This window comes from Micromonospora antibiotica (genome assembly GCF_017599305.1).
Lineage (GTDB): Bacteria > Actinomycetota > Actinomycetes > Mycobacteriales > Micromonosporaceae > Micromonospora > Micromonospora antibiotica.
In genome coordinates, this window is sequence record NZ_JAGFWR010000010.1 from 1 (window position 1) to 23,285 (window position 23,285).

A 23,285-nucleotide genomic window follows, 5' to 3' on the forward strand; every position below is an offset into this window, starting at 1 on the left:
GGCCCCCGCGCTGGCCCACCGGCCCCCGCGCTGGCCCACCGGCCCCCGCGCTGGCCCACCGGCCCCCGCGCTGGCCCACCGGCCCCCGCGCTGGCCCACCGGCCCCCGCGCTGGCCCACCGACCCCCGCGCTGGCCCACCGACCCCCTTGCCGGCTGGCGGGGCTGGCCCGCCGGCCCGCCAGCTCCGCCAGCCCTCGCCAGCCCGCCAGCCCTTGCCAGCCCGCTGGGCGACGTAACCGGAGGGTCCGGGCGAAGAGCAGGCGGCGTCCGTAGGCATAGGCAATTCCGAGGGCGTGGGCCGTGACCGGCTGTGGGGCGGGCGGAACAAGCGCGGGATGAAGCAAGGGAGGCCGGGGCAGGGGAGGGCGGGCGGAGCAGAGGGCAGGCTGGGGACGGGGAGGCGGGCAGGAGGCGGGGAGGCGGGCAGGGGCGGTGACGGTGGGGATGCGGCCCGTGATGTGGGATCCCGCACGTGGTCATTGGCCCACCTCCGCAGGGTGTGGGAGCATGGCTGCATGACCGCCGCTGTCGTCCGCCGCTTCGTGGCCCGTCGCCACGTCGACTACGGCCGCGTGCGCAGCGCGATCTGTCCGGCCCACTGACGACGCCCGACTCATTCGTCTCGGGCGCGTGTTCCGCGCCGGCCGTTCCGACACCGTTGTCCTCGGCCCTTCCCGGGCCGGCTGCCGCCGCGAGCGCGCTCCCACCGAGGCACCGCAGAGACAACGGAGGACGCCGCGATGGCGGTCAGCAGCACCCCGGCCCGTCCCGGGACCCCGACGGCCACCGCCGTTCCCGCCACCCGTGCCCCCCGTCGTCCCCGTGGCGAGGGACAGTGGGCCCTCGGCCACCGTGAGCCGCTCAACCCCAACGAGCGGATCAAGAAGGACGACGACCCGCTGAACGTCCGGGCCCGGATCGAGAACATCTACGCCCACGGTGGTTTCGCCTCCATCGACCCACAGGACCTGCGCGGCCGGTTCCGCTGGTGGGGCCTCTACACCCAGCGCAAGGCCGGAATCGACGGCGGGCGCACCGCCGTGCTGGAGCCGCACGAGCTGGAGGACGAGTTCTTCATGCTCCGGGTCCGGGTCGACGGCGGCCAGCTCTCCCTGGCCCAGCTCCGGGTGATCGCCGACATCTCCCGGGAGTTCGCCCGGGACACCGCCGACATCACCGACCGGCAGAACATCCAGTACCACTGGATCCGGGTCGAGGACATGCCGGAGATCTGGCGTCGGCTGGAGTCGGTCGGCCTGCAGACCACCGAGGCGTGCGGGGACTGCCCCCGTATCGTGCTGGGCAGCCCGGTCGCCGGGGTCGCCGAGGACGAGGTGCTCGACCCGACCCCCGCGCTCGACGAGATCGTCAGCCGGTACGTCGGCGACAAGGCGTACTCGAACCTGCCCCGCAAGTTCAAGACCACGATTTCCTGGCTGGTCGACACCCCGTACGAGGCGAACGACATCGCCTTCCTCGGGGTGGAGCACCCGGAGCACGGCCCCGGCTTCGACGTCTGGGTCGGTGGCGGCCTGTCCACCAACCCGATGCTGGCCAAGCGGCTCGGCGTCTGGGTGCCGCTGGCCGAGGTACCGGACGTCTGGGCGGGGGTGGTCGGCATCTTCCGCGACTACGGCTACCGCCGGCTGCGCAACCGCGCGCGGCTGAAGTTCCTGGTCGCCGACTGGGGCGTGGAGAAGTTCCGCGAGGTGCTGGAAAAGGAATACCTGGGGCGTACCCTGCTCGACGGCCCGGCCCCGCAACTGCCCGACAAGCCGGTCGACCACATCGGCGTGCACCGGCAGCGCGACGGGCTCAACTACGTCGGGGCCGCCCCGGTGGTCGGGCGGGTCTCCGGCGGGCAGTTGACCAAGCTCGCCGACGTGGTCGAGGCGCACGGCAGCGGCCGGGTGCGGCTCACGCCGTACCAGAAGCTGCTGGTGCTGGACGTGCCGCCGGCGCGGACCGAGTCCCTGGTCGACGAGCTGCGCGGGATCGGCCTGGAGGCCCGGCCGTCGGCCTGGCGGCGCGGCACCATGGCCTGCACCGGCATCGAATTCTGCAAGCTGGCCATCGTCGAGACCAAGGCGCGCGGCGAGGAGCTGGTGGCCCGGCTGGAGGAGCGGCTGCGCGACTTCGACGCCGACATCTCCATCCACCTCAACGGCTGCCCGAACGCCTGCGCGCGCACCCAGGTCGCCGACATCGGCCTCAAGGGCCAGCTGGTGGTCGGCCCGGACGGCCGGCAGGTGGAGGGCTTCCAGGTGCACCTCGGCGGCGGGTTGGGGATGGCCCAGGGCCAGACCGCCGGGTTCGGCCGCAAGCTGCGCGGCCTGAAGACCACCGCCGACGAGCTTCCCGAGTACGTGGAACGACTGGCCCGCCGCTACCTGGCCGGCCGGACCGAGGGCGAGACGTTCGCCAACTGGGTGATCAGGGTCGACGAGGAGGAACTCCGATGAGCGAAACCCGATCCGCGCCGCTGTACTGCCCGTACTGCGGCGAAGAGGACCTGCGGCCGAACGAGGCCGGACACGGCGCCTGGGAGTGCCACGCCTGCGCCCGGGTCTTCACCGTGAAGTTCAACGGCCTGCTGAGTCGGGCGGTGGCCCGGTGACCCGCCTGCTGTCCGCCACGGGCCTGGGCCTGGTCGGTTCCGGCGGCCCGAAGCTGACCGATCCGGCCCGCCGTGACCCCGCCCGGCGTGACCCGGCCGAGTTGCGGGCGTTGGCCGAGCGGGCCGGCCGCGAGCTGGAGGGCGCCCCGGCGCTGGAGATCGCCCGCTGGGCGGCCGACACCTTCGGCGACCGGTTCTGCGTGACCAGTTCGATGGCCGACGCCGTGCTCGCCCACCTGGTGTCCCGGGTCGCCCCCGGGGTGGACGTGGTCTTCCTCGACACCGGGCTGCACTTCCCGGAGACGCTACGGGTCCGCGACGAGGTGGCCCGCCGCCTGCCGGTGAACGTGCGTTCGATCCGGCCCCGGCAGACCGTCGGCCAGCAGGACGGCGAGTACGGCCCCCGACTGTTCAACCGCTCCCCGGACGACTGCTGCCAGCTGCGCAAGGTGGAGCCGTTGGAGCGGGCCCTGTCCGGTTACGACGCCTGGGCCGCCGGGCTGCGCCGGGACGAGTCGCCGACCCGGGCGAACACGCCGGTGGTGACGTTCGACCCCCGGCGCGGCAAGGTCAAGGTGAACCCGATCGCCGCCTGGTCGCAGGCCGACGTGGACTCCTACATCTCCCGCTACGACATCCCGGTCAACGAGTTGCTCGGCCGGGGCTACGGCTCGATCGGCTGCTGGCCGTGCACCCGCCGGACCAAGGCGGGGGAGGACCCCCGGTCCGGCCGGTGGGCGATGTTCGAGAAGACCGAGTGCGGTCTGCACCTCTGACCGGCCCGGAGCGCGTTCCGGTGGCCGGCGTGGGACTCACCACGCCGGCCACCGGCCTGTCCGGTGCCGCCGTCGCGCCCGCCGTGGTGCGGCCCGGTGCCGCCGTCGCGTCCGGCGCGGCGCGGCCCGGCTCCGGGGTGCCGGTGGTGCTGGTGGCGCACGGCAGCCGGGACCTGCGGGCGGCGGCGGCGACCCGGGCGTTGGCCGGTGCCGTCGAGGCCGCCCGGCCGGGCACCCCGGTGTTGCCCAGCTGGTTGGACCACACCGATCCGGGGCCGACGGAGGTGCTGCGGGGGCTGGCTGCCGCCGGTCACCGGACGGCGGTCGTGGTGCCGTTGCTGCTCACCGCCGCCTACCACCGTCGGGTGGACGTCCCGGCGGCGGTCACGGCGGCCCGGCAGGTCGCGCCCGGGCTGACGGTACGGGTGACCGACGTGCTCGGTCCGGCCGACGGGACGGTGGACGCGGGGCTGCTGGCCGGGCTGGCCGGCCGGTTGGCCGAGGCCCGACCCGGGCCGGTGGACGCGTTGGTGCTGGCGGCGGCGGGCACCCGGGATGCGCGGGCCCGTGGTTCGGTGGGGCGGGTCGCCGCCGCCGTGGCTGACAGTTTCGGGGTGCCCTGCACCGTGTCGTACGCCTCGGCGGCCCCACCGACCGCCGACGTGGCGGTGACCCGGCTGCGCGGGGCGGGTGCCCGTCGGGTGGCGGTGGTGGCGTACTTCCTGGCCCCGGGGCTGTTCCACGACTCGGTGGTGGCGGCGGCCGACCGGGCGGGTGCGGTGGCCGTCAGCGGGCCGTTGGACGACTCGCCGGAGTTGGTCGACCTGGTGCTGCGCCGGGTCGACGCCACCGCTGCGGAGTGATGTGCGTCACTGCCCCGGCGCTACTTTCCGTGATTGCGCCGACACCGGCATTTCGGTCCGCTTGATCACGCAGAGTGTGGAAAGCAGAACGCCCCGGCGGGGTGTGAACCCGGCCGGGGCGAACAGCGTGTGATGGTTTTCAGGCGGAGTGAGCGCGCAGCACCCGGAGCCCGCCACGGCGCTTGACCGCGCGGCGCTCCTCCTCGCTCATCCCGCCCCAGACGCCGGCGTCCTGACCGGACTCCAGTGCCCACTGGAGGCACTGGTCGGTCACGGAGCAGCGCCGGCAGACGGCCTTGGCCTGCTCGACCTGAAGAACAGCCGGGCCGGACGTCCCGATCGGGAAGAACAGCTCCGGGTCCTCGTCGCGGCAGACGGCATTGTGACGCCAGTCCATGGCGGCAACACTCCTCATTCTGGATGGATGGCAGATAACGCTGGTGCTTTTCTTATTTGCGTCCGCAGTGCCGGTCGTCACGGTTCGCGTACGACTATTCAGCATTGCGTGAGCAGACTCGTTCAGCGCCTGGGCCTGCTGGAACTGCTCAACCGGCCGAGCATGTCCTGGCAATGTCCCGGTAACTCAAGTTCGCTTGTGAATACTTTCACGAACGAACGCGATGTCAAGGGGTGACGCTCGGAAAAACTCCGCTCGGTGAGCAAGCTCACGACCCTTTTGTCGGGTTCTCAGGCTTCCCTGTTACCCGGCGTACCACAGTCGAGGATCAATATAGTACAGTCCGCGTGACATTGCTGACATTTCCGGCACTCCTCCTCGGTGTGGCGGCCACCGCGCCGCGCGGTGTCCCGACCGCTCGACCTAGGGCGTTACCCGAGACCTAGCAGATTACTCTCAGTGCGCCGGAAACGGAGGTGAATCTGACTTTGTGTCGCTCGCCGAGGTAGTCCCCGTCCAGCTGGAAGGCCTGTGGACGGGCCGAGACCAGCGTGAACTCCTCCAGATCGTGCAACCGCAGCACCTGCTTGCCGCGCGGATCGGGGTGTCGGGACAGCAACTGAGTCACTGTCCGTGTCGTACTGGCGACGCGCAGCTGACGTAGCGCCAGCACGTCCAGCCCGAGATCGAACGACGCCTCCGGGTTCGGGTTGACCTCCCGGTCGCCCAGGTACGTCCACGGCGCGGTGTTCTGGATGATCACCGTGCCCAGCTCGCCCTCGGCCGGCTCCCCGGGCCGCTCCAGGCTGATCGCCGGATGCCGGCGGTGCGCACCGAGGAAGTAGTGACTGAGGGTGGAACGGAAGTAGAGCGACGGCGAGGACACCCGGCCCCGTCGCCGGGCCTGCTCCACCCGGTGGATCACCGCCGCGTCCAGGCCGAAGCCCGCGCAGAAGGTGAAGTAGCGGTCGTCGGCCCGCCCCAGCCCGATCGTGCGGGACCGGCCCAGCCGAAGCCCCTCCAGGATCATGCTGGTGCCGTCCGCCCACTCCCGGGGCAGCCCGAGGGCCCGGGCGAAGACGTTCGTCGAACCACCCGGCACGGTGGCCAGCGCCGGCAACCGCTCCGCCGGGGAGCCCCCGGTGCGGATCGTCGGCGGATCGGCCGTCATCAGGCCGTTGACCACCTCGTTGACGGTGCCGTCACCACCGAGCGTGACCACCAGGTCGACGCCCTCCTGGGCGGCCTCCCGGGCCAGGTCGGTGGCGTGACCCCGACGTCGGGTGTACCGCACCGACAGGTCTACTTGGCTGCGCAGCGCCCGGACCAGCACGTCCCGGCTGCGTTCGCTGGTGGTGGTGGCCTTCGGATTGACCACCAGGACGGCCCGCATGGCCGGCACTTTACGTGATCGGGCGGGGGTATCGTGGCCCGCGTGACGATCGACTCCGCGCCGGTTCCCGACACCCTGCGCTGGGCGGTACGCCTGCTGCGGGCCGAGGCCGTCGCGCTGGCGGCACTCGCCGGCTGGCTGGTCTGGGCCGACCTCACCGCCACCCGGACCGACCTGGTCTCGGCACTCTTCGTGACGGGGTTCGCCGTCGGCGGGGCGGCGGCGCTCTGGGCGTTGGGTGGGGCGCTGGCCCGCCGACGGGCCGGTGCCCGCGCCCCGGCGATGGTGCTGGAGTTGATGCTGCTGCCGGTCGGCTGGTTCATGATCTCCGGCGGGCTGGGCTGGCTCGGCGTGCCGCTGATGGTGCTCGGTCTCGGCGTCTGCGCGCTGCTGGTCAGCCCACCCACCACGAAGGCCCTGGGCTTCGGCTGACCAACCCGGTGACACCGCGCCCGGCGGCGGGCTCAGTAACCGGAGCGGCGGGTCAGCAGTGAGATGGTGGCCCGGCCGTCGGTCGACTCGGCCGCCGCCGCCGTGGTCAGCGCGGTGAGCACCTTCCAGGCGAACGAGGACTCGCCCGGGAGGGCGGCCCCGCGCACGGTCGGCACCGTCACCTCGACGGTCAGCGCGTCCTCGGTGACCGCGAAGCGGCACTCCAACTCGGCGTCGCGGGTGGCGATGGCGAGCAGCATCGCGCACGCCTCGTCCACCGCGATGCGCAGGTCCTCGATCTCGTCGAGCGCGAACTGGAGACGGGCCGCGAGGCCCGCCGTGGCGGTGCGCAGTACGCCCAGGTAGCCGCCGTCGGCGGGCACGGTGAGGTGCACCACGTCGTCGTCGGTCGCTGGCTGGCCGGTCAGTTGAGTCACGCCTCATCCCCCCGGTCCGGGACTCTACCCGGCCGGGCATCCGGACGCGTGGCCGACGTCACCCCTACCGCGGCGAGCGCGCGCAGGGCCGCCCCGTCGAGCCGGTAGGGCACCCACTCGGTCATCGGCCCGGCCCCGATCGAGGCGTAGAACCGGGCGGCCGGGTTCCAGTCGATCATCCACCAGTCGAGCCGCTGGTAACCGCGTTCGACGCAGATCCCGGCGAGGCTGGCGAGCAGCGCCCGACCGGCCCCGGTGCCCCGGTGGGTCGGGCGGACGTACAGGTCCTCCAGGTAGATGCCGTGCACACCGGCCCAGGTGGAGAAGTTGAGGAACCACAGCGCGAAGCCGACCGGCTGGTCGTCGTCGTCCACGGCGACGTGCCCGAACAGGGCCGGTGCGGGGCCGAACAGCGCGGTGTCCAGCTGCGCCGTGGTGAGCCGGCACCGGTCGGCGGCCCGTTCGTAGTCGGCCAACTCGTGCACCATCGCGACGACGGCCGGCACGTCCTCAGGACGTGCCGGCCGGATCGTCGGTGCCGTGGCGGGCACGGTCACGCCTGCTTGGTCTCCCAGAAAATCTTGGAGATCTCGTCGATCTTCTGGAGCAGCTCGTCGGCCTTGGCCGGGTCGGTCGCACCCTTGGCGCCGGCCGCGCCGGCCGCCTTGGTGGCCTCGTTGAACAGCTGGTGCAGGTGCGGGTACTTCTCGAAGTGCGGCGGCTTGAAGTAGTCGGTCCACAGCACCCACAGGTGGTGCTTGACCAGGTCCGCGCGCTGCTCCTTGATCAGGATCGCCCGGGTGCGGAACTCCGGGTCGGTGTTCGCCTGGTACTTCTCGCAGATCATTTTGACCGACTCGGCCTCGATCCGGGCCTGCGCCGGGTCGTACACGCCGCACGGCAGGTCGCAGTGCGCGCTGGCGGTCACACGGGGTGAAAGGATGCGGGCAAGTCGCATCAGGGTCCTCCATGGGATGTTTGCGATGATCCGAGCCGACACTACTCCTGAGCACGTCCCCGGCAGGGGCGGAGGGGAAACCTCGTGACGGTCGACGGGTCCGGTTCCCCCCCACGGCTGTCCGCCCCGCTCACCGCCGTGGGCGTGACCGGGCCGTCCATGTCGCCGACCCTGCGCCACGGCGACGCCGTCCTGGTCCGGCGGGGCGGTCGGCCGGTCCGCCCCGGTGACGTGGTGGTGGCCGTCTTCCGGAGCCGCCCGGAACTGCTGGTGGTCAAGCGTGCCGTCCGCCCCCAGGAGGGCGGCTGGTGGTTGCACGGTGACAACGCGCTGGTCACCGACGACTCCCGGGCGTACGGGGTGGCCGACGTGCTGGGCCGGGTGGTGCTGCGCTACTGGCCCCGCCCCGGCCGGCTGGCGACCACGCCGATATGACCCTCCTCACAACCCGGTACGGGTCGGCTGACTATGCTCGGGAGGTGCCCGGGTGACCCCCGTACCGCGTACCGCGTGTCGCCGCTCCGCCTCACCTCGCGCCCTCGCGCCGGCCGCTCCGTCTGCTCGACAGATCCTGGAGTCACCATGTCTGCGTCCACCGTGGATCCCGCTGATCCCGTCTTTCTGCTGCACCGGGGCGGCAAGCTCGCCGTCGCCCCGACGGTCCCGCTGAGCACCCGCGAGGACCTCTCCCTGGCGTACACCCCGGGGGTGGCCCGGGTGTGCGAGGCGATCGCCGCCGACCCGGCCCTGGCCGACGACTACACCTGGGTGTCGCACACCGTCGCGGTGGTCACCGACGGCTCCGCCGTCCTCGGGCTCGGCAACATCGGCGCACGTGCCTCGTTGCCGGTGATGGAGGGCAAGGCGGTGCTGTTCAAGCAGTTCGCCGACGTCGACGCGGTGCCGATCTGCCTGGACACCCAGGACGTCGACGAGATCGTGGCGACGGTGCGGGCCCTCGCCCCGTCGTTCGGCGGGATCAACCTGGAGGACATCAGCGCCCCACGCTGCTTCGAGGTGGAACGGCGGCTCGACGAGATGCTGCCCATCCCGGTCTTCCACGACGACCAGCACGGCACCGCGATCGTCGTGCTGGCGGCGCTGCGCAACGCGGCGACCCTGCTGCACCGCAAGCTCGGCGACCTGCGGGTGACGGTCAGCGGGGCCGGTGCCGCCGGGATCGCGGTCACCCACATGCTGGTCGCCGGGGGAGTGGACCCCGCACGGGTGGTGGTCTGCGACTCCCGGGGCGTCATCGGGCCGCACCGTACCGACCTGACCGCGACCAAGGCGCACCTCGCCGAGACCACCAACGCCGAGGGCCGCCGGGGGGACGTCGCCGAGGCGCTGCGCGGCGCGGACGTGCTGATCGGCGTCTCCGGCGGGCGGATCGCCGAGGCGGCGGTCGCCGGGATGGCCCCGGGCGGCATCGTCTTCGCGCTGGCCAACCCGACCCCCGAGGTCGACCCGGAGGTGGCCGCCCGGCACGCGGCGGTGGTCGCCACCGGGCGCAGCGACTACCCCAACCAGATCAACAACGTGCTCGCCTTCCCGGGGGTCTTCCGGGGCGCGCTGGACGCGCGGGCCACCCGGATCACCGACGGGATGAAGGTGGCCGCCGCCGACGCGATCGCCGGGGTGGTCGACGGGTCGCTCAGCGCGGACGCCATCGTGCCGTCGCCGCTCGACCCCCGGGTCGCCCCGGCCGTGGCGGCGGCGGTCGCCGAGGCGGCCCGCCACGACGGGGTCGCCCGCGTCTGAACCGACCGGTCGCGTGCCGCACGACGCGCCCCCGAGCAGGTGTGGAGGGTCCGGGCCGACGGCCCGGACCCTTCATGAACGATCGTTACGCTGTTACGGTGCGGATCATGCGTGCCGCCTATGCCTCCCGGTTCGACGCCGACAACCCGCTCACCGCGCTCACCGTCGGTGACCGTCCCGAGCCCGCCCACCCGGCCGACGACTGGGTGACGGTGCAGGTGCGGGCCAGCTCGCTCAACCACCACGACCTGTGGTCGCTACAGGGCGTGGGGCTCGCCGACGGTCAACTGCCGATGATCCTCGGCTGCGACGCGGCCGGCACCGACCCGGACGGCAACGAGGTGGTCATCTACCCGGTGCTGCCCACCCCCGGCGACCCGCGCGGGGTCTCCATCCTCTCCGAGCACTACCAGGGCACCCTCGCCGAGCGGGTGGCCGTACCCCGGATGAACCTGCTGCCGCTGCCGGCGGGCCTGTCGGCGACCGACGCGGCCTGCCTGCCGACCGCCTGGCTCACCGCCTGGCGGATGCTCACCACCCGGGGCCGGATCGCCGACGGCGAGGCGGTGCTGGTGCAGGGGGCCGGCGGGGGCGTCGCCACCGCGGCGGTCGCGCTCGGCCTGGCGCTCGGCAAGCGGGTGTACGCCACCAGCCGCGACGCCGCCAAGCGGGAACGCGTCGCCGCGCTGGGGGCGACCGCGGTGGAGCCCGGTGCCCGGCTGCCGGAGCGGGTCGACGTGGTCATCGAGACGGTCGGTGCGGCCACCTTCGACCACTCGTTGAAGTCGGCCGCTCCGATGGCCCGGATCGTGGTCGCCGGCGCGACCTCCGGCCACCTGCCGCCGGTGAACCTGCGCCGGGTCTTCGCCATGCAGCTGGAGATCCTCGGCACCTCCATGGGCACCCCGGACGAGCTGACCGAGCTGCTCGCCTTCTGCGCCGAACACGAGGTGCGCCCGGTGGTGGACAGCGTGGTCCCGTTCAGCCGGGTGGCCGACGCCTTCGCCCGGCTGCGCTCCGGCGAGGTCTTCGGCAAGGTCGTCGTCGACCACACCGCCTGACCGCCCGGCGGTGTCGGGCGGCCCGTGGGGCCGGCCGCCGGTCGGGCGACCGGCGCGGTCAGAGGCGGTCGTCGAGGACGGCGACGTCGCCCCGGGCCGCCGAGGCGGGAAGTCGACCCTTGGCGGCCTCGTCGCCGTAGAGGGACCAGCGGAGGAACTCGATCGTGGTGTCGGCGACCACCCGCAGGGCCGGGCCGTCACCGAGCAGCGCCCGACCATGGTCACCCCGGGGCAGGCTGAGCATCGCCTTGGGCCAGGGCACCGCGTCGTAGACGGCCTTGCCGGCGGCGTAGTCGACCACCTCGTCGGCCTCGCCGTGCACGAAGAGCTGCGGGGCGGCGGCCCCGGCGAAGGCGGTGCCCACGCCCAGCCCCGTCCCGGCGAGCACCACCCCGGCCTTGAGCCGCTCGTCACGGCCGGTGGTGAACAGACCGATGGTGGTCACCCCACCGGCCGAGTGGCCGGCCGCGCCCACCCGGTCGGTGGCGAGCCGGCCGCGCAGCGGGTCACCGGCCTTCACGTCCAGGGCCAGCACCTTGTCCAGCACGTACGACACGTCGGCGGGCTGGTTGAGCACGTCGAGGACACTGCCGTCGGTGCCCTTGCCGGTGTGCGGGAAGGTCGGCGCGGCCACCACGAAACCGGCCGCCGCCCAGCGGGTCAGCAGCACCTGGTAGTCGACCGGCCGCCCGTCCAGGCCGTGGCTGAACGCCACCACCGGGAACCGTCCGGTCGCCGCCGTCGCGTCGCGCCGGGCCGCCTCGCCGGCAGTGCCCCGGGCCGGATACCACAGGGTCACCGGCAGCGGGCGGTCGCCGCCCCGGTTGAGCTTGAGCTGTCGTACGCCGACCGCGAACGCCTCGGCCGGCGCGGTGCCGGCGGGGACGCGCGGTGCCGGCGCACTGGTCTTCGGCGGTTCCGGTGGGGCGACGGCGCGGTCGGGGGCCTGCGTCGAGCAGCCGGCCAGGCCGGCGGCGAGCAGCGCGGCGGTCAGCAGGACCGGGATGCGGCGACGGGACATGAACCCGATTGTGCCTCGCCCGCCGGGCCACCCGACCGGCTACGCCCGCCCCGGCGGGACGGTCGGCCCGCCGACCCGCCCCGGCCCCGGCCGGTCAGGGCCCACCGGTCGTCGAGGGTGGTGACGCCGGGACGGGCGGTGCCGGTACGCAGCCGGCGGCCGGCGTCCCGGTCGTCGTAGAGGGTCCACCGGAGGAAGTCGGTGGTGGCGGCGAGGACCTCGGCGAAGCCGGGGCGGCCCGGGGTCAGGTATTCGCCGTGGCCCTGCCCGAGCACGCTGAGGAACCCCTTCGGGCCGGTCGCCCGCCGGTAACCGGCCTGACCGACGGTCAACGGCACCACCGGGTCGGCGGTGCCGTGCACGAAGAGCAGCGGGGCGGCCGGCCCGGCGAAGGCACCGGCCAGCCCGCCCCCGGCGATGATCACACCGGAGCGCAGCCGGGCCGGGTGACCGGAGGTGAACATGCCGGCGGTGGTGAAGCCGCCCGCCGAGTGGCCGGTCGCGGCGAACCGGCCGACGTCCAGGTGCCCGGCCAGCGGGTCACCGGCACGGGCGTCCAGCCGGACCAGGTGCCGGATCACCCGCCAGGCGTCGGCGGGCTGGTTGCGGACGTCGGCGCGGCTGAACCGGGCCGCCCACCGGTTGGTGTTCGGGTAGGTCGGCGCGGCCACCACGAAACCGGCGGCGGCCCACCGGGTGGCCAGCGCGGCGTGCAGCTCGGGCAGGCTGCGCAGGCCGTGGCTGTGCACCACCACCGGGAACCGGCCCGGGGCGACCCGGCCCCGCTCGGTCGGGTACCACAGCGTCACCGGCAGCGGGCGCGGCCCGGACGGGTCGACGGTGAGGGTGCGGACCGCGACCGGCAGGGCCTGCTCCGGGGCGTGCCGGGCCGGCGGTGGCGGTGCATCGGTGGCGGCGGTGGCCGGGCCGCAACCGGCGAGCAACGCGGCCAGCACCACGGCGCACAGCCGCCTCACCCCCATGCCTGCACGGTAGGTGGTCGGTGGCCCGGTCCGGCCCCGCCGTCCGGACCGATGGTGGTCACCACCCCGGTCGGTCGGCCTCCACCGCTCAGCCCGCCTCCGCCAGCACCGCCCGGGTCTGCCGGGCGATCTCCCGCTCCTCGTCGGTGCCGACCACGCAGACGCTGACCTGCGCGCCGGCCGGGGAGATCACCCGGTCGCCGGTGCCGGTGTTGCGGTCGGGGTCGACGGCGATGCCGAGCCGCGCCAGCCCGGCCAGCGCGGCGGCCCGCACCTCGGGGGAGTGCTCGCCCACCCCGGCGGTGAAGGTGATCGCGTCCGCCCCGCCCAGCAGCGCGTGGTACGCCCCGACGTAGCCGGTGATCCGCCGGCAGTAGACGTCGAAGGCGAGGACCGCGGCGGGATCTCCGGCGGCCCGACGGGACTGCACCTCCCGCATGTCGTTGGCCCCGGTCAGCCCGAGCAGCCCGCTGCGGTGGTTGAGCAGGTCGTCGATCTCGTCGACCCCCATCCCGCCCTCCCGGCGCAGGTGGAAGATCACCGTCGGGTCGAGGTCCCCGCTGCGGGTGCCCATCACCAACCCTTCCAGCGGGGACATCCCCATCGAGGTGGCCACGCTGCGTCCGCCGTCCACCGCGCAGGCGCTCGCCCCGTTGCCCAGGTGCAGGCTGATCGTGCGCAGCCGGTCGTACGGCCGGTCGAGCAGCTCGGCGGTGCGCCGCGACACGTACGCGTGGGAGGTGCCGTGGAAGCCGTACCGGCGGATGTCGTGGCGGCGGGCGGTGTCCAGGTCGATGGCGTACGTGGCGGCGGACTCGGGCAGGGTGTGGTGGAAGGCGGTGTCGAAGACCGCCGCCTGGGCGACGTCCGGCAGCAGTTCCCGGGTGACCTCGATGCCGGCCAGGTTGGCCGGGTTGTGCAGCGGTGCCAGCGGCACCAGCTCCCCGATCGCGGCGACGACCGCGTCGTCGATCCGCACCGGCGCGCTGAACCGTCGGCCGCCGTGCACCACCCGGTGCCCCACCGCGGTCAGCCCGGTCAGGTCGAGCCGGCCGAGGATGTCCCGGACGGCGGTGGCGTGGTCGGGCGGCCCGCCGCCCGGCTCGCCGATCCGCTCCACGGTGCCGGAGTCGACGGTCGACTCCCCGGCGTAGAGCCGGTACTTCACCGACGACGACCCGCAGTTGAGCACCAGCACCCGGTCGGTCACGACCCCTCCTCCGACGATCCGGCCGCCTGGATGGCGGTGATCGCCACCGTGTTGACGATGTCGGCGACCTTCGCGCCCCGGGACAGGTCGTTGACCGGCCGGCGCAGGCCCTGCATCACCGGCCCGACGGCCACCGCCCCCGCCGACCGCTGCACCGCCTTGTACGTGTTGTTGCCGGTGTTGAGGTCCGGGAAGACGAACACGGTGGCCCGCCCGGCGACCGTGCTCTGGGGCAGCTTCGTCGCCGCGACCTGCGGGTCGATCGCCGCGTCGTACTGGATGGGCCCCTCGACCAGCAGGTCGGGCCGGCGCTCGCGGACCAGCCTGGTGGCGGCGGCGACCTTCTCCACGTCGGCCCCCGCGCCGGAGTCCCCGGTCGAGTAGGACAGCATCGCCACCCGGGGCTCGATGTCGAACCGGGCCGCCGTGTCGGCCGAGGAGATGGCGATGTCGGCGAGCTGGGCGGCGTCCGGGTCGGGGTTGACCGCGCAGTCGCCGTAGACCAGCACCCGGTCGGCGAGCAGCATGAAGAACACGCTCGACGCCACCGAGACACCCGGCACGGTGCGGATGATCTCGAAGGCGGGACGGATGGTGGCGGCCGTGGTGTGGGTGGCCCCGGAGACCATCCCGTCGGCGTGCCCGGTGGCCACCATCATGGTGCCGAAGTAGTTGGGTTGGGCCACGATGTCGTGGGCCAGTTCGGCGGTGACGCCCCGGTGGGCGCGCAGCTGCGCGTACCGGGTGGCGAACTCGTCCCGCCAGGCGCTGCCGGCCGGGTCGACCACCTCCGCGCCGGTCAGGTCGATGCCCAGCTCGCGGGTGCGGCGGGCCACGTCGTCGGGGCGGCCGAGCAGGGTCAGGTCGGCCACCCCCCGGCGGAGCAGGATCTCGGTGGCCCGCAGAATGCGCTCGTCGGAGCCCTCCGGCAGCACCAACCGGCGACGGTCGGCGCGGGCCCGGTCGATCAGGTCGTACTCGAACATCAGCGGGGTGACCCGCGCGGAGCGGGTCACCCGCAGCCGGCGGGCCAGGTCGACGGTGTCGACGTGGCGCTCGAACGCGCCGAGCGCGGCCTCCACCTTGCGCGGGTTGGCCGGGCCGGGCCGGCCCTCGATGTGACTGGACGCCTCGACCGTGTCGTAGCTGTCGCTGGTCACCGAGAGCACGGCGAAGCCGGTGTTGAGCCGTTCGACCAGGCGCATCACCCGGGGGTCGGGCTGCTCGCCGAGGGTGAGCACCACCCCGGCCAGCGAGACCTGCCCGGCGACGTGCGCGGTGGCCGCCGCGACCAGCAGGTCGGCCCGGTCGCCCGGGGTGATCACCAGGGCGCCCTCGGTGAGGTGGTCGAGCAGGGTCGGCACGTGCGCCGCGCCGACCACGTAGTCGAGCACGTCCCGGCCGAGGGCGGCGGCGTCCCCGGCCAGCAGGGTGGCGTCGAGCGCCGCCGCCACCTCGGCCACCGTCGGCGCCGACACGCTCGGCTCCTCGGGGATGGCGTACGCGGGGACCGGCAGCTCCGGCAGGGTCAGCGCCCCGGTCACCCGGTTGGCGATCACCGCCAGCACCGTCGCGCCCAGGTCGGCCAGATCGTGGTACGCCCCGCGTGCCGCCGCCGTGACCGCCTCCGGCTGCTGCCCGAAGCCGTCCACCACGGGCACCACCACGCTGCCGAACTCGGTGGCCAACCGGGCGTTGAAGGCCAGTTCGCGGGGCCCGGCGGTGTCCCCGCCGTCGGCGAAGTCGCTGCCCACCACGATCACCGCCGGGCAGCGTCGTTCCACCGCCCGGTACCGCTCGACGAGCCGGGAGATCAGCTCCTCCCGCCGACCGTCGGCGACCAGGGCCGACGCCTCGGCGTACGTGGTGCCGGTCAGTTCGTCGTCGGGCAGGTCGATCCGGTAGCGGTCGTGCAGCAGGGCGAGGATCGGGTCGGGGCCGGCGTCGGAGACCAGCGGCCGGAACACCCCGATCCGTTCGACCTGCCGGGAGAGGAGTTCCGCGAGGCCGAGGGCGATGGTCGACTTGCCGCCGCCGGACCCCACGCTGGTCAGGTAGACGCTGCGGGCCACGCCCCCACCCTAGGAGATCACGTCGTCCGCCGCCCGGGACCTTCGTCCCGTACCGGTGCCGCCAAGCGGTGCCGGCCGGTGCCCGCCAGCGGCCGTCGGTGCGACCCGAGTCTCATTCGTGGGACGCGCTAGGAGCTGAGTGATCCTCGTGCCTAGACTCGCATCCCATGACTGCCGACCCTCTGAGCAGGAAAAATGCTCCCTCCGAGAGATCGAAGCCTGAGGGCGCAATTGGCGGTCAGTCGGCTCAGGATCCACATCGTACCGACGGCGTGACGGGTCTCGATGGGCCGACCGTGACGATCAGCCGCGCCGACGGGCCCACCGCGACGATCGCCGCGGTGCCCCAGCTCACCCCCGTCTTCGTCGACCCCAGCGGCCGACGTCACTCCCGGCTGCGCTGGCTGGCGTACGCCCTCGGGTTGGTGGGCCTGATCTACACCGGGCTGGTGGGCGTCAGCTTCGCGGGCGGCCTCGCGCCGCACGCGGTGCTCCCCTTCGTCGACGAGGTCGCGCAACCCGAACGGTCGCCGTCGCCCTCCCCGTCGCCCACGACGGGCACCCCGGCCGCCCCCGCCCCCACCGTGCCGCCGACCGCCGCCCCCCGCACGCCCGGGTCGGGAACACGGGCCGCCGTCCCGGTCACCCCGTCCACGGTCCGCCCCACCACCGGCACCGCCTCGCCGTCGCCGAGCGCCACCGGTTCGCCGAGCCGCAACCCGGCCACCGCGTCGGCCTCACCCCGGCCCACCCGGCCCGTCCCGGAACCGACGACGCCGAACGCCCCGGACCCGACCGACGAACCACCGTCCCTGCCCGACCCGCTGCCCGGCGGCGTCGACGGCGTACGCCTCGATGGTTGAGCCGGCCGTCCGGTCGGGGCGCCGTCGCGTCGTCCGGTCCGCCAGGCGACGCCGGGCGGTGCCACCACCGAGCTGGATCCTGCTGGGTACGGTGCTGGCCCTGCTGGCCGGCGTGCTGCTCGTCGGCGCGTACGCCAACGCGTCCTTCGCTCCGGACCGCCGGGAGAGCACCGCCGGGCAACGGGAAGTGCCCACCTCGGTGGTGACCGGTGGCCCGATCATCAGCGCCAGCAGCGACATGGTCCGCTCCTACCGGCTGCCGCCGCGCACCATCGCGTTGACCTTCGACGACGGCCCCGACCCGGTCTGGACCCGGGAGGTGCTGCGGGTTCTGGACGCCCACCAGGTCAAGGGCACGTTCTTCGTGCTGGGCACCCAGGTCGCCCGGCACCCCGAGGTGGCCCGTGAGCTGGCCGACGGCGGTCACCAGCTCGGTGTGCACACCTTCACCCACCCCGACCTCGCCGAGCTGCCGGCGTGGCGGCAACGCCTGGAGTACGCCCAGACCCAGCTCGCCGTGGCCAGCGCCACCGGCCTGCGGACCTCGCTGGTCCGCTTCCCCTACTCCTCCCACCCGGGCGCGATCGACAACCGGGACTGGCCGGTGATGACCGCCGCCGGTGACCTGGGCTACCTGACGTTGCTCAACGACACCGACAGCCAGGACTGGTCGCTGCCCGGGGTGGACCGGATCGTCGACAACGCCACCCCCGACGACGGGGCCGGTGCGATCACCCTCTGGCACGACGCCGGTGGTGACCGGGCGCAGACCGTCGCCGCCCTCGACCGGTTCATTCCGATGATGAAGCAGCGGGGGTACCGGTTCGTCACCGCCACCGAGGGGTTGAACCTCGCCTTCGCCGCCGCCGGGGCGGACCACCGGGTGGACGCCGCCGTGCCCGCCACCGCCGCCGACCGGTGGCGCGGCCGGATGCTGATCTGGGCGGTGCAGGGCGCCGACAGCATGCTGACCGTGTTCGGCGGGCTCTTCGTCGTCGTCGGCCTGCTCACCGTGGGCCGCACGTTCGTGCTGTTCGTGCTGGCCGGGCGGCACGCCCGACGACGGCGGGCCAAGGGTTGGAGCTGGGGGCCGCCGGTCACCGCGCCGGTCTCGGTGATCGTCCCGGCGTACAACGAGAAGGAGGGGATCGCCGCCGCGGTCCGTTCCCTCGCCGGTGGCGACCACCCCGGCGGGATCGAGGTGGTGGTCGTCGACGACGGCTCCACCGACGGCACCGCCGACATCGTCGACGCGCTCGGCCTGCCCAACGTCCGGGTCGTCCGCAAGCCCAACGGCGGTAAACCCAGCGCCCTGAACACCGGCCTGGCGCTGGCCCGGCACGACCTGATCGTGATGGTCGACGGGGACACCGTGTTCGAGCCCGACGCCGTCCGCCGGCTGGTGCAACCCTTCGCCGACCCGCAGGTCGGCGCGGTGGCCGGCAACGTCAAGGTCGGCAACCGGCGCAGCCTGATCGCCAAGTGGCAGCACATCGAGTACGTCATCGGGTTCAACCTGGACCGGCGGCTCTACGAGACGCTGCGCTGCATGTCCACGGTGCCGGGCGCGATCGGCGGGTTCCGGCGGGAGGCGCTGCGCTACGCCGGGGGGATGACCGACGACACCCTGGCCGAGGACACCGACATCACCATCGCCCTGGGCCGGGCCGGCTGGAAGGTGGTCTACGAGGAGACCGCCCGCGCCTGGACGGAGGCCCCGGCGACCATCGGCCAACTGTGGAAGCAGCGTTACCGGTGGAGCTACGGCACCATGCAGGCGATGTGGAAGCACCGGCGTTCGGTCTTCGACCGGGGCGCGTCCGGCCGGTTCACCAGGCGCTGCCTGTTCTTCCTCAGCCTGTTCGGGGTGCTGCTGCCCCTGCTCGCGCCGGTGATCGACCTGCTGGCCCTGTACGGCCTGTTCTTCCTCGACCGTAAGGCCACGGCGGTGGCCTGGCTGGCCATGCTCGGGGTGCAGGCGGCCACCGCCGTGGTGGCGTTCCGGCTGGACCGGGAGAAGCTGGGGGTGCTGTGGGTGCTGCCCCTGCAACAGTTCGTCTACCGGCAGCTGATGTACCTGGTGATGGTCCAGGCGGTGGTCACCGCGCTGACCGGCGGTCGGCTGGGCTGGCAGAAGCTGCGCCGCACCGGCCTGGAACCGGCCGTCCGCAACGGCTGACCGCCGCCGGTCCCCGGTACGGGGGTGGGCCGTCCGCACCCCGCCGTTCCGCCCGCCCCGGGGCCGGCCCGGGGCGGGCCCCGGTCAGTCCTCGTCGAGGTCGTCGAGGCGGGCCAGCCAGGTGGCGAAGCGCTCGATCGGCGTCTCGAACTCGGGGTTGAGGTCGACGAAGTCGCGCAGTCGTTCCCCGAGCCACTCCAGGGTCACCTGCTCGTCGCCGCGCCGCTGCACCAGTTCCTCGATGCCACGATCGGTGAAGTACACCGGGCTCCTCGTTCCTTGCTGACGGGCCCGGCCCGCCCCCTGACAGGGGGCGGGCCGGGTGGGTCGGAATGGGTCAGGGGCGGGGTAGGGCGGCGTCGATCAGCCCGGTCTGCTCCACCTCGTGCATCTTGGCCGAGCCGACCGCCGGGGCGGCGGCGGCGGGGCGGGAGATGCGACGCAGCCGGACGTCGGCCAGGTGCTCCAGCAGGTTGAGCGCGACGAAGCTCCACGCCCCCTGGTTGGCCGGCTCCTCCTGCACCCAGGCGAAGTCCTCCGCGTTCGGGTACGCCGCCAGCGCGTCGCGGATCTCCTGCACCGGCAGCGGGTATAGCTGCTCGATCCGGATGATCGCGGTGTCGGTGACGCCCCGCTCCTGCCGGGCGGAGAACAGGTCGTAGTAGACCTTGCCCGAGCAGAGCAGCACCCGCTTGACCTGCTCCCGCGCGGGTGCGGCGGTGTCGGCCAGCACCGGGGCGAAGGTGCCGGTGGTGAAGTCCTCCACCGGGCTGACGCAGAGCTTGTGCCGCAGCAGCGACTTGGGCGTGAACACCACCAGCGGCTTGCGCTTGGGCGACAGGGCCTGCCGGCGCAGCAGGTGGAAGTAGTTCGCCGGGGTGGTCGGGATCGCCACCCGCATGTTGTCCTCGGCGCACATCTGCAGGAACCGCTCGGGGCGACCGGAGGTGTGGTCCGGGCCCTGCCCCTCGTGGCCGTGCGGCAGCAGCAGGGTCACCGCGGAACGCTGGCCCCACTTCACCTCGCCGGAGGAGATGAACTCGTCGATCACCGACTGGGCGCCGTTGACGAAGTCACCGAACTGCGCCTCCCAGCAGACCAGCGCGTTGACGTTCTCCACCGAGTAGCCGTACTCGAAGCCCATCGCCGCGTACTCGCTCAGCAGCGAGTCGTGCACGAAGAACCGGGACCGCTCGCCGTCGGCGGTGAGCGTCTTGAGCGGCAGGTAGTCGTCGCCGGTCTTGGCGTCGACGATCGAGGCGTGCCGCTGGACGAAGGTGCCCCGGCGGGAGTCCTGACCGGCGAGCCGGACGGTGACCCCGTCGTGCAGCAGCGAGCCGAAGGCGATGATCTCGCCGTACCCCCAGTCGATGTTGCCCTCGGCGGACATCCTGGCCCGCCGGTCGAGCAACTGCTGGATGCGCTTGTGCGGGGTGAAGCCCTCGGGGAGGTTGACGTGCGCCTCGCCGATCGCCTTGACCACGGCGGCGTCGGTGGCGGTCGCCACCTGCGGCTCCGGCTCGTCCTCGCGGCTGGGCCGGCTGACCTGGCGCGGGGTGGTGGCGGCGTCGCGGGTGGCCTTGAAGACCCGCTCCAGCTGCGACTGGTAGTCGCGCAGCAGCTCCTCGGCGTCCTCGACGGTGATGTCGCCCCGGCCGATCAGCTCCTCGGTGTAGAGCTTGCGGACCGACCGCTTCGAGTCGATGATCTTGTACATCTGCGGGTTGGACATCGACGGGTCGTCGCCCTCGTTGTGCCCGCGCCGCCGGTAGCAGACCATGTCGATCACGACGTCCTTGTTGAACGCCTGCCGGTACTCGAAGGCCAGCCGGGCGACCCGGACCACGGTCTCCGGGTCGTCGCCGTTGACGTGGAAGATCGGCGCCTGGATCATCCGGGCCACGTCGGTGCTGTAGAGGCTGGACCGGCTGTACTCCGGGGCGGTGGTGAAGCCGACCTGGTTGTTGACCACCACGTGCACGGTCCCGCCGGTGCGGTAACCGCGCAGCTGGGACAGGTTGAGCGTCTCGGCGACGACCCCCTGGCCGGCGAACGCGGCGTCACCGTGCACCGCCAACGGCAGCACGGTGTAACCCTCCAGCTTGAGATCGATCCGGTCCTGCTTGGCCCGGACGATGCCCTCCAGCACCGGGTCCACCGCCTCCAGGTGCGACGGGTTCGCCACCAACGACACCTTGACCGAGTGGTCGCCGGCCGGGGTGGTGAACTTGCCGTTCTGGCCCAGGTGGTATTTCACGTCGCCGGAGCCCTGGGTGGAGCGCGGGTCGAGGTGCCCCTCGAACTCCGAGAAGATCTTCTCGTACGGCTTGCCGACGATGTTGGCCAGCACGTTGAGCCGGCCCCGGTGCGCCATACCGATGACGACCTCGTCCAGCCCGTCCTCGGCGGACGCCTCCAGCACCTCGCCGAGCAGTGGGATCAGCGACTCGCCACCCTCCAGCGAGAACCGCTTCTGGCCGACGTACTTGGTCTGCAGGAACGTCTCGAACGCCTCGGCGGCGTTGAGCCGGTTGAGCACGTGCTTCTGCTCGTCGGCGGCCGGCTTCTCGTAGCGGCGCTCGATCCGTTCCTGGATCCAGCGGCGCTCCTCCGGGTCCTGGATGTGCATGTACTCGATGCCGAGCCGACGGCAGTACGAGTCGCGCAGCACGCCGAGGATCTCGCGCAGCTTCATCCGCTGCTTGCCGGCGAAGCCGTTGACCGGGAAGGTGCGGTCCAGGTCCCACAGGGTCAGCCCGTGCTGGAGGACGTCCAGGTCGGGGTGCTTGCGGATGGTGAATTCCAGCGGGTCGGTGTCGGCCATCAGGTGGCCCCGGACCCGGTAGGCGTGGATCAGCTCGTGCACCCGCGCGGTCTTGTTGATCTGGCCCTCGGAGTCGACGGCCACGTCCCGCATCCAGCGCACCGGCTCGTACGGGATGCGCAGCGAGGTGAAGACCTCGTCGTAGAAGCCGCGTTCGCCGAGCAGCAGCTCGTGCATGACCTTGAGGAACTCGCCGGACTGCGCGCCCTGGATGATCCGGTGGTCGTACGTGCTGGTCAGCGTGATGATCTTGCTGACCGCCAGCTCGGCCAGGGTCGCCTCGCTCATCCCCTGGTAGGGCGCGGGGTACTCCATCGCGCCGACCCCGATGATCGCGCTCTGCCCCTGCATCAGCCGGGGGATCGAGTGCACCGTGCCGATGCCGCCGGGGTTGGTCAGCGAGATCGTGGTGCCGCTGTGGTCCTCCATGGTCAGCTCGTTGCGACGGGCCCGCCGGACCACGTCCTCGTACGCCTGCCAGAACTGCCGGAAGTCCATCTGCTCGCAGCCCTTGATGGACGGCACCACCAGGTTGCGGGAGCCGTCGGGCTTGGTCAGGTCGATGGCGATGCCCAGGTTGACGTGCTCCGGGCGGACCATCGCCGGCTTGCCGTCGACCTCGGCGAAGGAGTTGTTCAGCTCCGGGTGCTCGACCACGGCCCGGACCAGCGCGTACCCGATCAGGTGGGTGAAGCTCACCTTGCCGCCGCGCCCCCGGGCGAGGTGGTTGTTGATCACGATGCGGTTGTCGACCAGCAGCTTGGCCGGCACGGCGCGCACGCTGGTGGCGGTCGGCACGGACAGCGAGGCGTCCATGTTCTGCACGATCCGGGCGGCCACCCCGCGCAGCGGCGTGGTGCCCGCGGCGCTGGCCGCCGGTGCCTTCGCCGGGGCGGGCTTCTCGGTCGACGCCGGCTTGCCGGCGGACCTGGTGGCCGACTTCGTGGCGGTGGCCGGCTTGGGGGCGGTGGCCGGCTTCGTGGTCGCGGTCGGTGCGGCAGCGCCGGTCGGCTTCGCGGTCGTGGTCGGCTTCGCGCCGGCCGCCGGAGCCTTCGCTGCCGGTTCGGCCGTGGTGGCTGCGGCCGGCTCCGGCGCTGCGGCCGGTTGGGGCGACGCGGCCCTACCGTCGGCCGGGCGCGGTGTCGCGGCGCCCGGGGCCGGTCGGTAGTCGGTGAAGAAGTCGTGCCAGGCCGAGTCGACGCTTGATGGGTCGGCGAGGTAGCGCTGGTACATCTCCTCGACGATCCACTCGTTCGGGCCGAAACCCGCCAGTGGGTTCTCCTGCGAAGTCTGCTGGGTCGACACGGCCGGTAATCGCCTCTTTCACGCGGGTTTGTGTGTCACGCGGTGCCGCCGTCATGCGAAGTGTCGTGGGACGGAGACGAGTCCCAGGCTACGCCGTGAAAATACGATAGGCATTTCCGCCTCGGCCAGGTG

General features: G+C 73.0%; 21 protein-coding genes. 10 read left to right on the forward strand and 11 right to left on the reverse strand.

Translation table 11 applies throughout. The features are described from left to right. Positions 1-741: 741 nt before the first annotated feature. The 4 genes from JQN83_RS18215 (at position 742) to JQN83_RS18230 (ending at position 4,257) form a co-directional block, all read left to right on the forward strand. Positions 742-2,463: a nitrite/sulfite reductase gene (locus tag JQN83_RS18215; protein WP_208568332.1), complete on the forward strand. Its 1,722-nt coding sequence runs from the start codon at positions 742-744 to the stop codon at positions 2,461-2,463. Next, a complete protein-coding gene (locus tag JQN83_RS18220) occupies positions 2,460-2,618 on the forward strand; it encodes an IS1 family transposase (protein ID WP_208568333.1) in 159 nt (52 codons plus the stop codon). Before JQN83_RS18215 ends, JQN83_RS18220 begins: the two co-directional genes overlap by 4 nt. Further along, complete coding sequence (locus JQN83_RS18225; protein WP_208568334.1) at positions 2,615-3,394, forward strand: phosphoadenylyl-sulfate reductase; 780 nt, start codon at positions 2,615-2,617, stop codon at positions 3,392-3,394. Before JQN83_RS18220 ends, JQN83_RS18225 begins: the two co-directional genes overlap by 4 nt. 86 nt (positions 3,395-3,480) lie before the next feature. Continuing rightward, on the forward strand, positions 3,481-4,257 hold the full coding sequence (locus JQN83_RS18230; protein ID WP_307799439.1) for a sirohydrochlorin chelatase: 777 nt from the start codon (positions 3,481-3,483) through the stop codon (positions 4,255-4,257). Positions 4,258-4,396: 139 nt separating this feature from the next. On the opposite strand, the gene JQN83_RS18235 is transcribed toward JQN83_RS18230, so the two are convergent. Both JQN83_RS18235 and JQN83_RS18240 read right to left on the reverse strand, forming a co-directional pair. After that, positions 4,397-4,654 carry a WhiB family transcriptional regulator gene (locus JQN83_RS18235; protein WP_067311984.1) on the reverse strand — a complete coding sequence of 86 codons (258 nt, stop codon included), beginning with the start codon at positions 4,652-4,654 and terminating at the stop codon, positions 4,397-4,399. Positions 4,655-5,096: 442 nt separating this feature from the next. Further along, positions 5,097-6,047, reverse strand: a complete 951-nt coding sequence (locus tag JQN83_RS18240; protein ID WP_208568335.1) for a diacylglycerol/lipid kinase family protein — start codon at positions 6,045-6,047, stop codon at positions 5,097-5,099. Between the two features lie 42 nt (positions 6,048-6,089). Between JQN83_RS18240 and JQN83_RS18245 the strand changes: the two genes are divergently transcribed. Then, a complete protein-coding gene (locus JQN83_RS18245) occupies positions 6,090-6,479 on the forward strand; it encodes a hypothetical protein (RefSeq protein WP_208568336.1) in 390 nt (129 codons plus the stop codon). A gap of 32 nt (positions 6,480-6,511) precedes the next feature. On the opposite strand, the gene JQN83_RS18250 is transcribed toward JQN83_RS18245, so the two are convergent. The 3 genes from JQN83_RS18250 to sodN are packed head-to-tail and all read right to left on the reverse strand — an operon-like array spanning position 6,512 to position 7,874. Then, on the reverse strand, positions 6,512-6,916 hold the full coding sequence (locus JQN83_RS18250; protein ID WP_208568337.1) for an ATP-binding protein: 405 nt from the start codon (positions 6,914-6,916) through the stop codon (positions 6,512-6,514). Further along, positions 6,913-7,473, reverse strand: a complete 561-nt coding sequence (locus tag JQN83_RS18255; protein ID WP_307799413.1) for a GNAT family N-acetyltransferase — start codon at positions 7,471-7,473, stop codon at positions 6,913-6,915. The genes JQN83_RS18250 and JQN83_RS18255 overlap by 4 nt, the downstream gene beginning before the upstream one ends. Next, the gene (sodN, locus tag JQN83_RS18260) at positions 7,470-7,874 is read right to left on the reverse strand and encodes a superoxide dismutase, Ni (protein WP_091241196.1); all 405 of its coding nucleotides are present in this window, start codon (positions 7,872-7,874) and stop codon (positions 7,470-7,472) included. The genes JQN83_RS18255 and sodN overlap by 4 nt, the downstream gene beginning before the upstream one ends. A gap of 84 nt (positions 7,875-7,958) precedes the next feature. Here sodN and JQN83_RS18265 point away from each other — a divergent pair, with 84 nt between their 5' ends. The 3 genes from JQN83_RS18265 (at position 7,959) to JQN83_RS18275 (ending at position 10,696) form a co-directional block, all read left to right on the forward strand. Further along, positions 7,959-8,309 (forward strand): S24/S26 family peptidase, encoded by a 351-nt coding sequence (locus tag JQN83_RS18265; protein ID WP_307799415.1) that lies wholly within the window; start codon positions 7,959-7,961, stop codon positions 8,307-8,309. Between the two features lie 147 nt (positions 8,310-8,456). Beyond that, positions 8,457-9,635, forward strand: a complete 1,179-nt coding sequence (locus JQN83_RS18270) for an NAD(P)-dependent malic enzyme (protein WP_208568338.1) — start codon at positions 8,457-8,459, stop codon at positions 9,633-9,635. 98 nt (positions 9,636-9,733) lie between these two features. Continuing rightward, the gene (locus JQN83_RS18275; RefSeq protein ID WP_208568339.1) at positions 9,734-10,696 is read left to right on the forward strand and encodes a zinc-binding dehydrogenase; all 963 of its coding nucleotides are present in this window, start codon (positions 9,734-9,736) and stop codon (positions 10,694-10,696) included. Positions 10,697-10,754: 58 nt separating this feature from the next. Here JQN83_RS18275 and JQN83_RS18280 read toward each other — a convergent pair whose 3' ends face one another. The 4 genes from JQN83_RS18280 to pta form a co-directional block, all read right to left on the reverse strand. Further along, positions 10,755-11,717 (reverse strand): alpha/beta hydrolase family protein, encoded by a 963-nt coding sequence (locus JQN83_RS18280; protein WP_208568340.1) that lies wholly within the window; start codon positions 11,715-11,717, stop codon positions 10,755-10,757. Beyond that, positions 11,687-12,700 (reverse strand): alpha/beta hydrolase family protein, encoded by a 1,014-nt coding sequence (locus JQN83_RS18285; protein ID WP_208568341.1) that lies wholly within the window; start codon positions 12,698-12,700, stop codon positions 11,687-11,689. Before JQN83_RS18285 ends, JQN83_RS18280 begins: the two co-directional genes overlap by 31 nt. An 88-nt stretch (positions 12,701-12,788) precedes the next feature. Further along, positions 12,789-13,910 (reverse strand): acetate/propionate family kinase, encoded by a 1,122-nt coding sequence (locus tag JQN83_RS18290; RefSeq protein WP_208568342.1) that lies wholly within the window; start codon positions 13,908-13,910, stop codon positions 12,789-12,791. Then, positions 13,907-15,982: a phosphate acetyltransferase gene (gene pta / locus JQN83_RS18295; protein ID WP_208568343.1), complete on the reverse strand. Its 2,076-nt coding sequence runs from the start codon at positions 15,980-15,982 to the stop codon at positions 13,907-13,909. Before pta ends, JQN83_RS18290 begins: the two co-directional genes overlap by 4 nt. Before the next feature lie 272 nt (positions 15,983-16,254). Between pta and JQN83_RS18300 the strand changes: the two genes are divergently transcribed. Both JQN83_RS18300 and JQN83_RS18305 read left to right on the forward strand, forming a co-directional pair. Then, on the forward strand, positions 16,255-16,845 hold the full coding sequence (locus JQN83_RS18300; RefSeq protein WP_208568344.1) for a hypothetical protein: 591 nt from the start codon (positions 16,255-16,257) through the stop codon (positions 16,843-16,845). A gap of 58 nt (positions 16,846-16,903) precedes the next feature. After that, positions 16,904-19,024: a bifunctional polysaccharide deacetylase/glycosyltransferase family 2 protein gene (locus JQN83_RS18305; RefSeq protein WP_372444065.1), complete on the forward strand. Its 2,121-nt coding sequence runs from the start codon at positions 16,904-16,906 to the stop codon at positions 19,022-19,024. 84 nt (positions 19,025-19,108) lie between these two features. Here JQN83_RS18305 and JQN83_RS18310 read toward each other — a convergent pair whose 3' ends face one another. Together JQN83_RS18310 and JQN83_RS18315 are read right to left on the reverse strand one after the other, a co-directional pair. Continuing rightward, positions 19,109-19,288, reverse strand: coding sequence for a DUF6104 family protein (locus JQN83_RS18310; protein ID WP_091241170.1), 180 nt, complete (start codon positions 19,286-19,288; stop codon positions 19,109-19,111). A gap of 73 nt (positions 19,289-19,361) precedes the next feature. Next, positions 19,362-23,153, reverse strand: a complete 3,792-nt coding sequence (locus JQN83_RS18315) for a multifunctional oxoglutarate decarboxylase/oxoglutarate dehydrogenase thiamine pyrophosphate-binding subunit/dihydrolipoyllysine-residue succinyltransferase subunit (RefSeq protein WP_208568346.1) — start codon at positions 23,151-23,153, stop codon at positions 19,362-19,364. Positions 23,154-23,285: the final 132 nt, after the last annotated feature.

Coding starts and splice junctions, on each gene's coding strand:
- JQN83_RS18215 (WP_208568332.1), top strand. CDS start 742: ATGGCGGTCAGCAGCACCCCGGCCCGTCCCGGGACCCCGACGGCCACC.
- JQN83_RS18220 (WP_208568333.1), top strand. CDS start 2,460: ATGAGCGAAACCCGATCCGCGCCGCTGTACTGCCCGTACTGCGGCGAA.
- JQN83_RS18235 (WP_067311984.1), bottom strand. CDS start 4,654: ATGGACTGGCGTCACAATGCCGTCTGCCGCGACGAGGACCCGGAGCTG.
- JQN83_RS18240 (WP_208568335.1), bottom strand. CDS start 6,047: ATGCGGGCCGTCCTGGTGGTCAATCCGAAGGCCACCACCACCAGCGAA.
- sodN (WP_091241196.1), bottom strand. CDS start 7,874: ATGCGACTTGCCCGCATCCTTTCACCCCGTGTGACCGCCAGCGCGCAC.
- JQN83_RS18270 (WP_208568338.1), top strand. CDS start 8,457: ATGTCTGCGTCCACCGTGGATCCCGCTGATCCCGTCTTTCTGCTGCAC.
- JQN83_RS18280 (WP_208568340.1), bottom strand. CDS start 11,717: ATGTCCCGTCGCCGCATCCCGGTCCTGCTGACCGCCGCGCTGCTCGCC.
- JQN83_RS18285 (WP_208568341.1), bottom strand. CDS start 12,700: ATGGGGGTGAGGCGGCTGTGCGCCGTGGTGCTGGCCGCGTTGCTCGCC.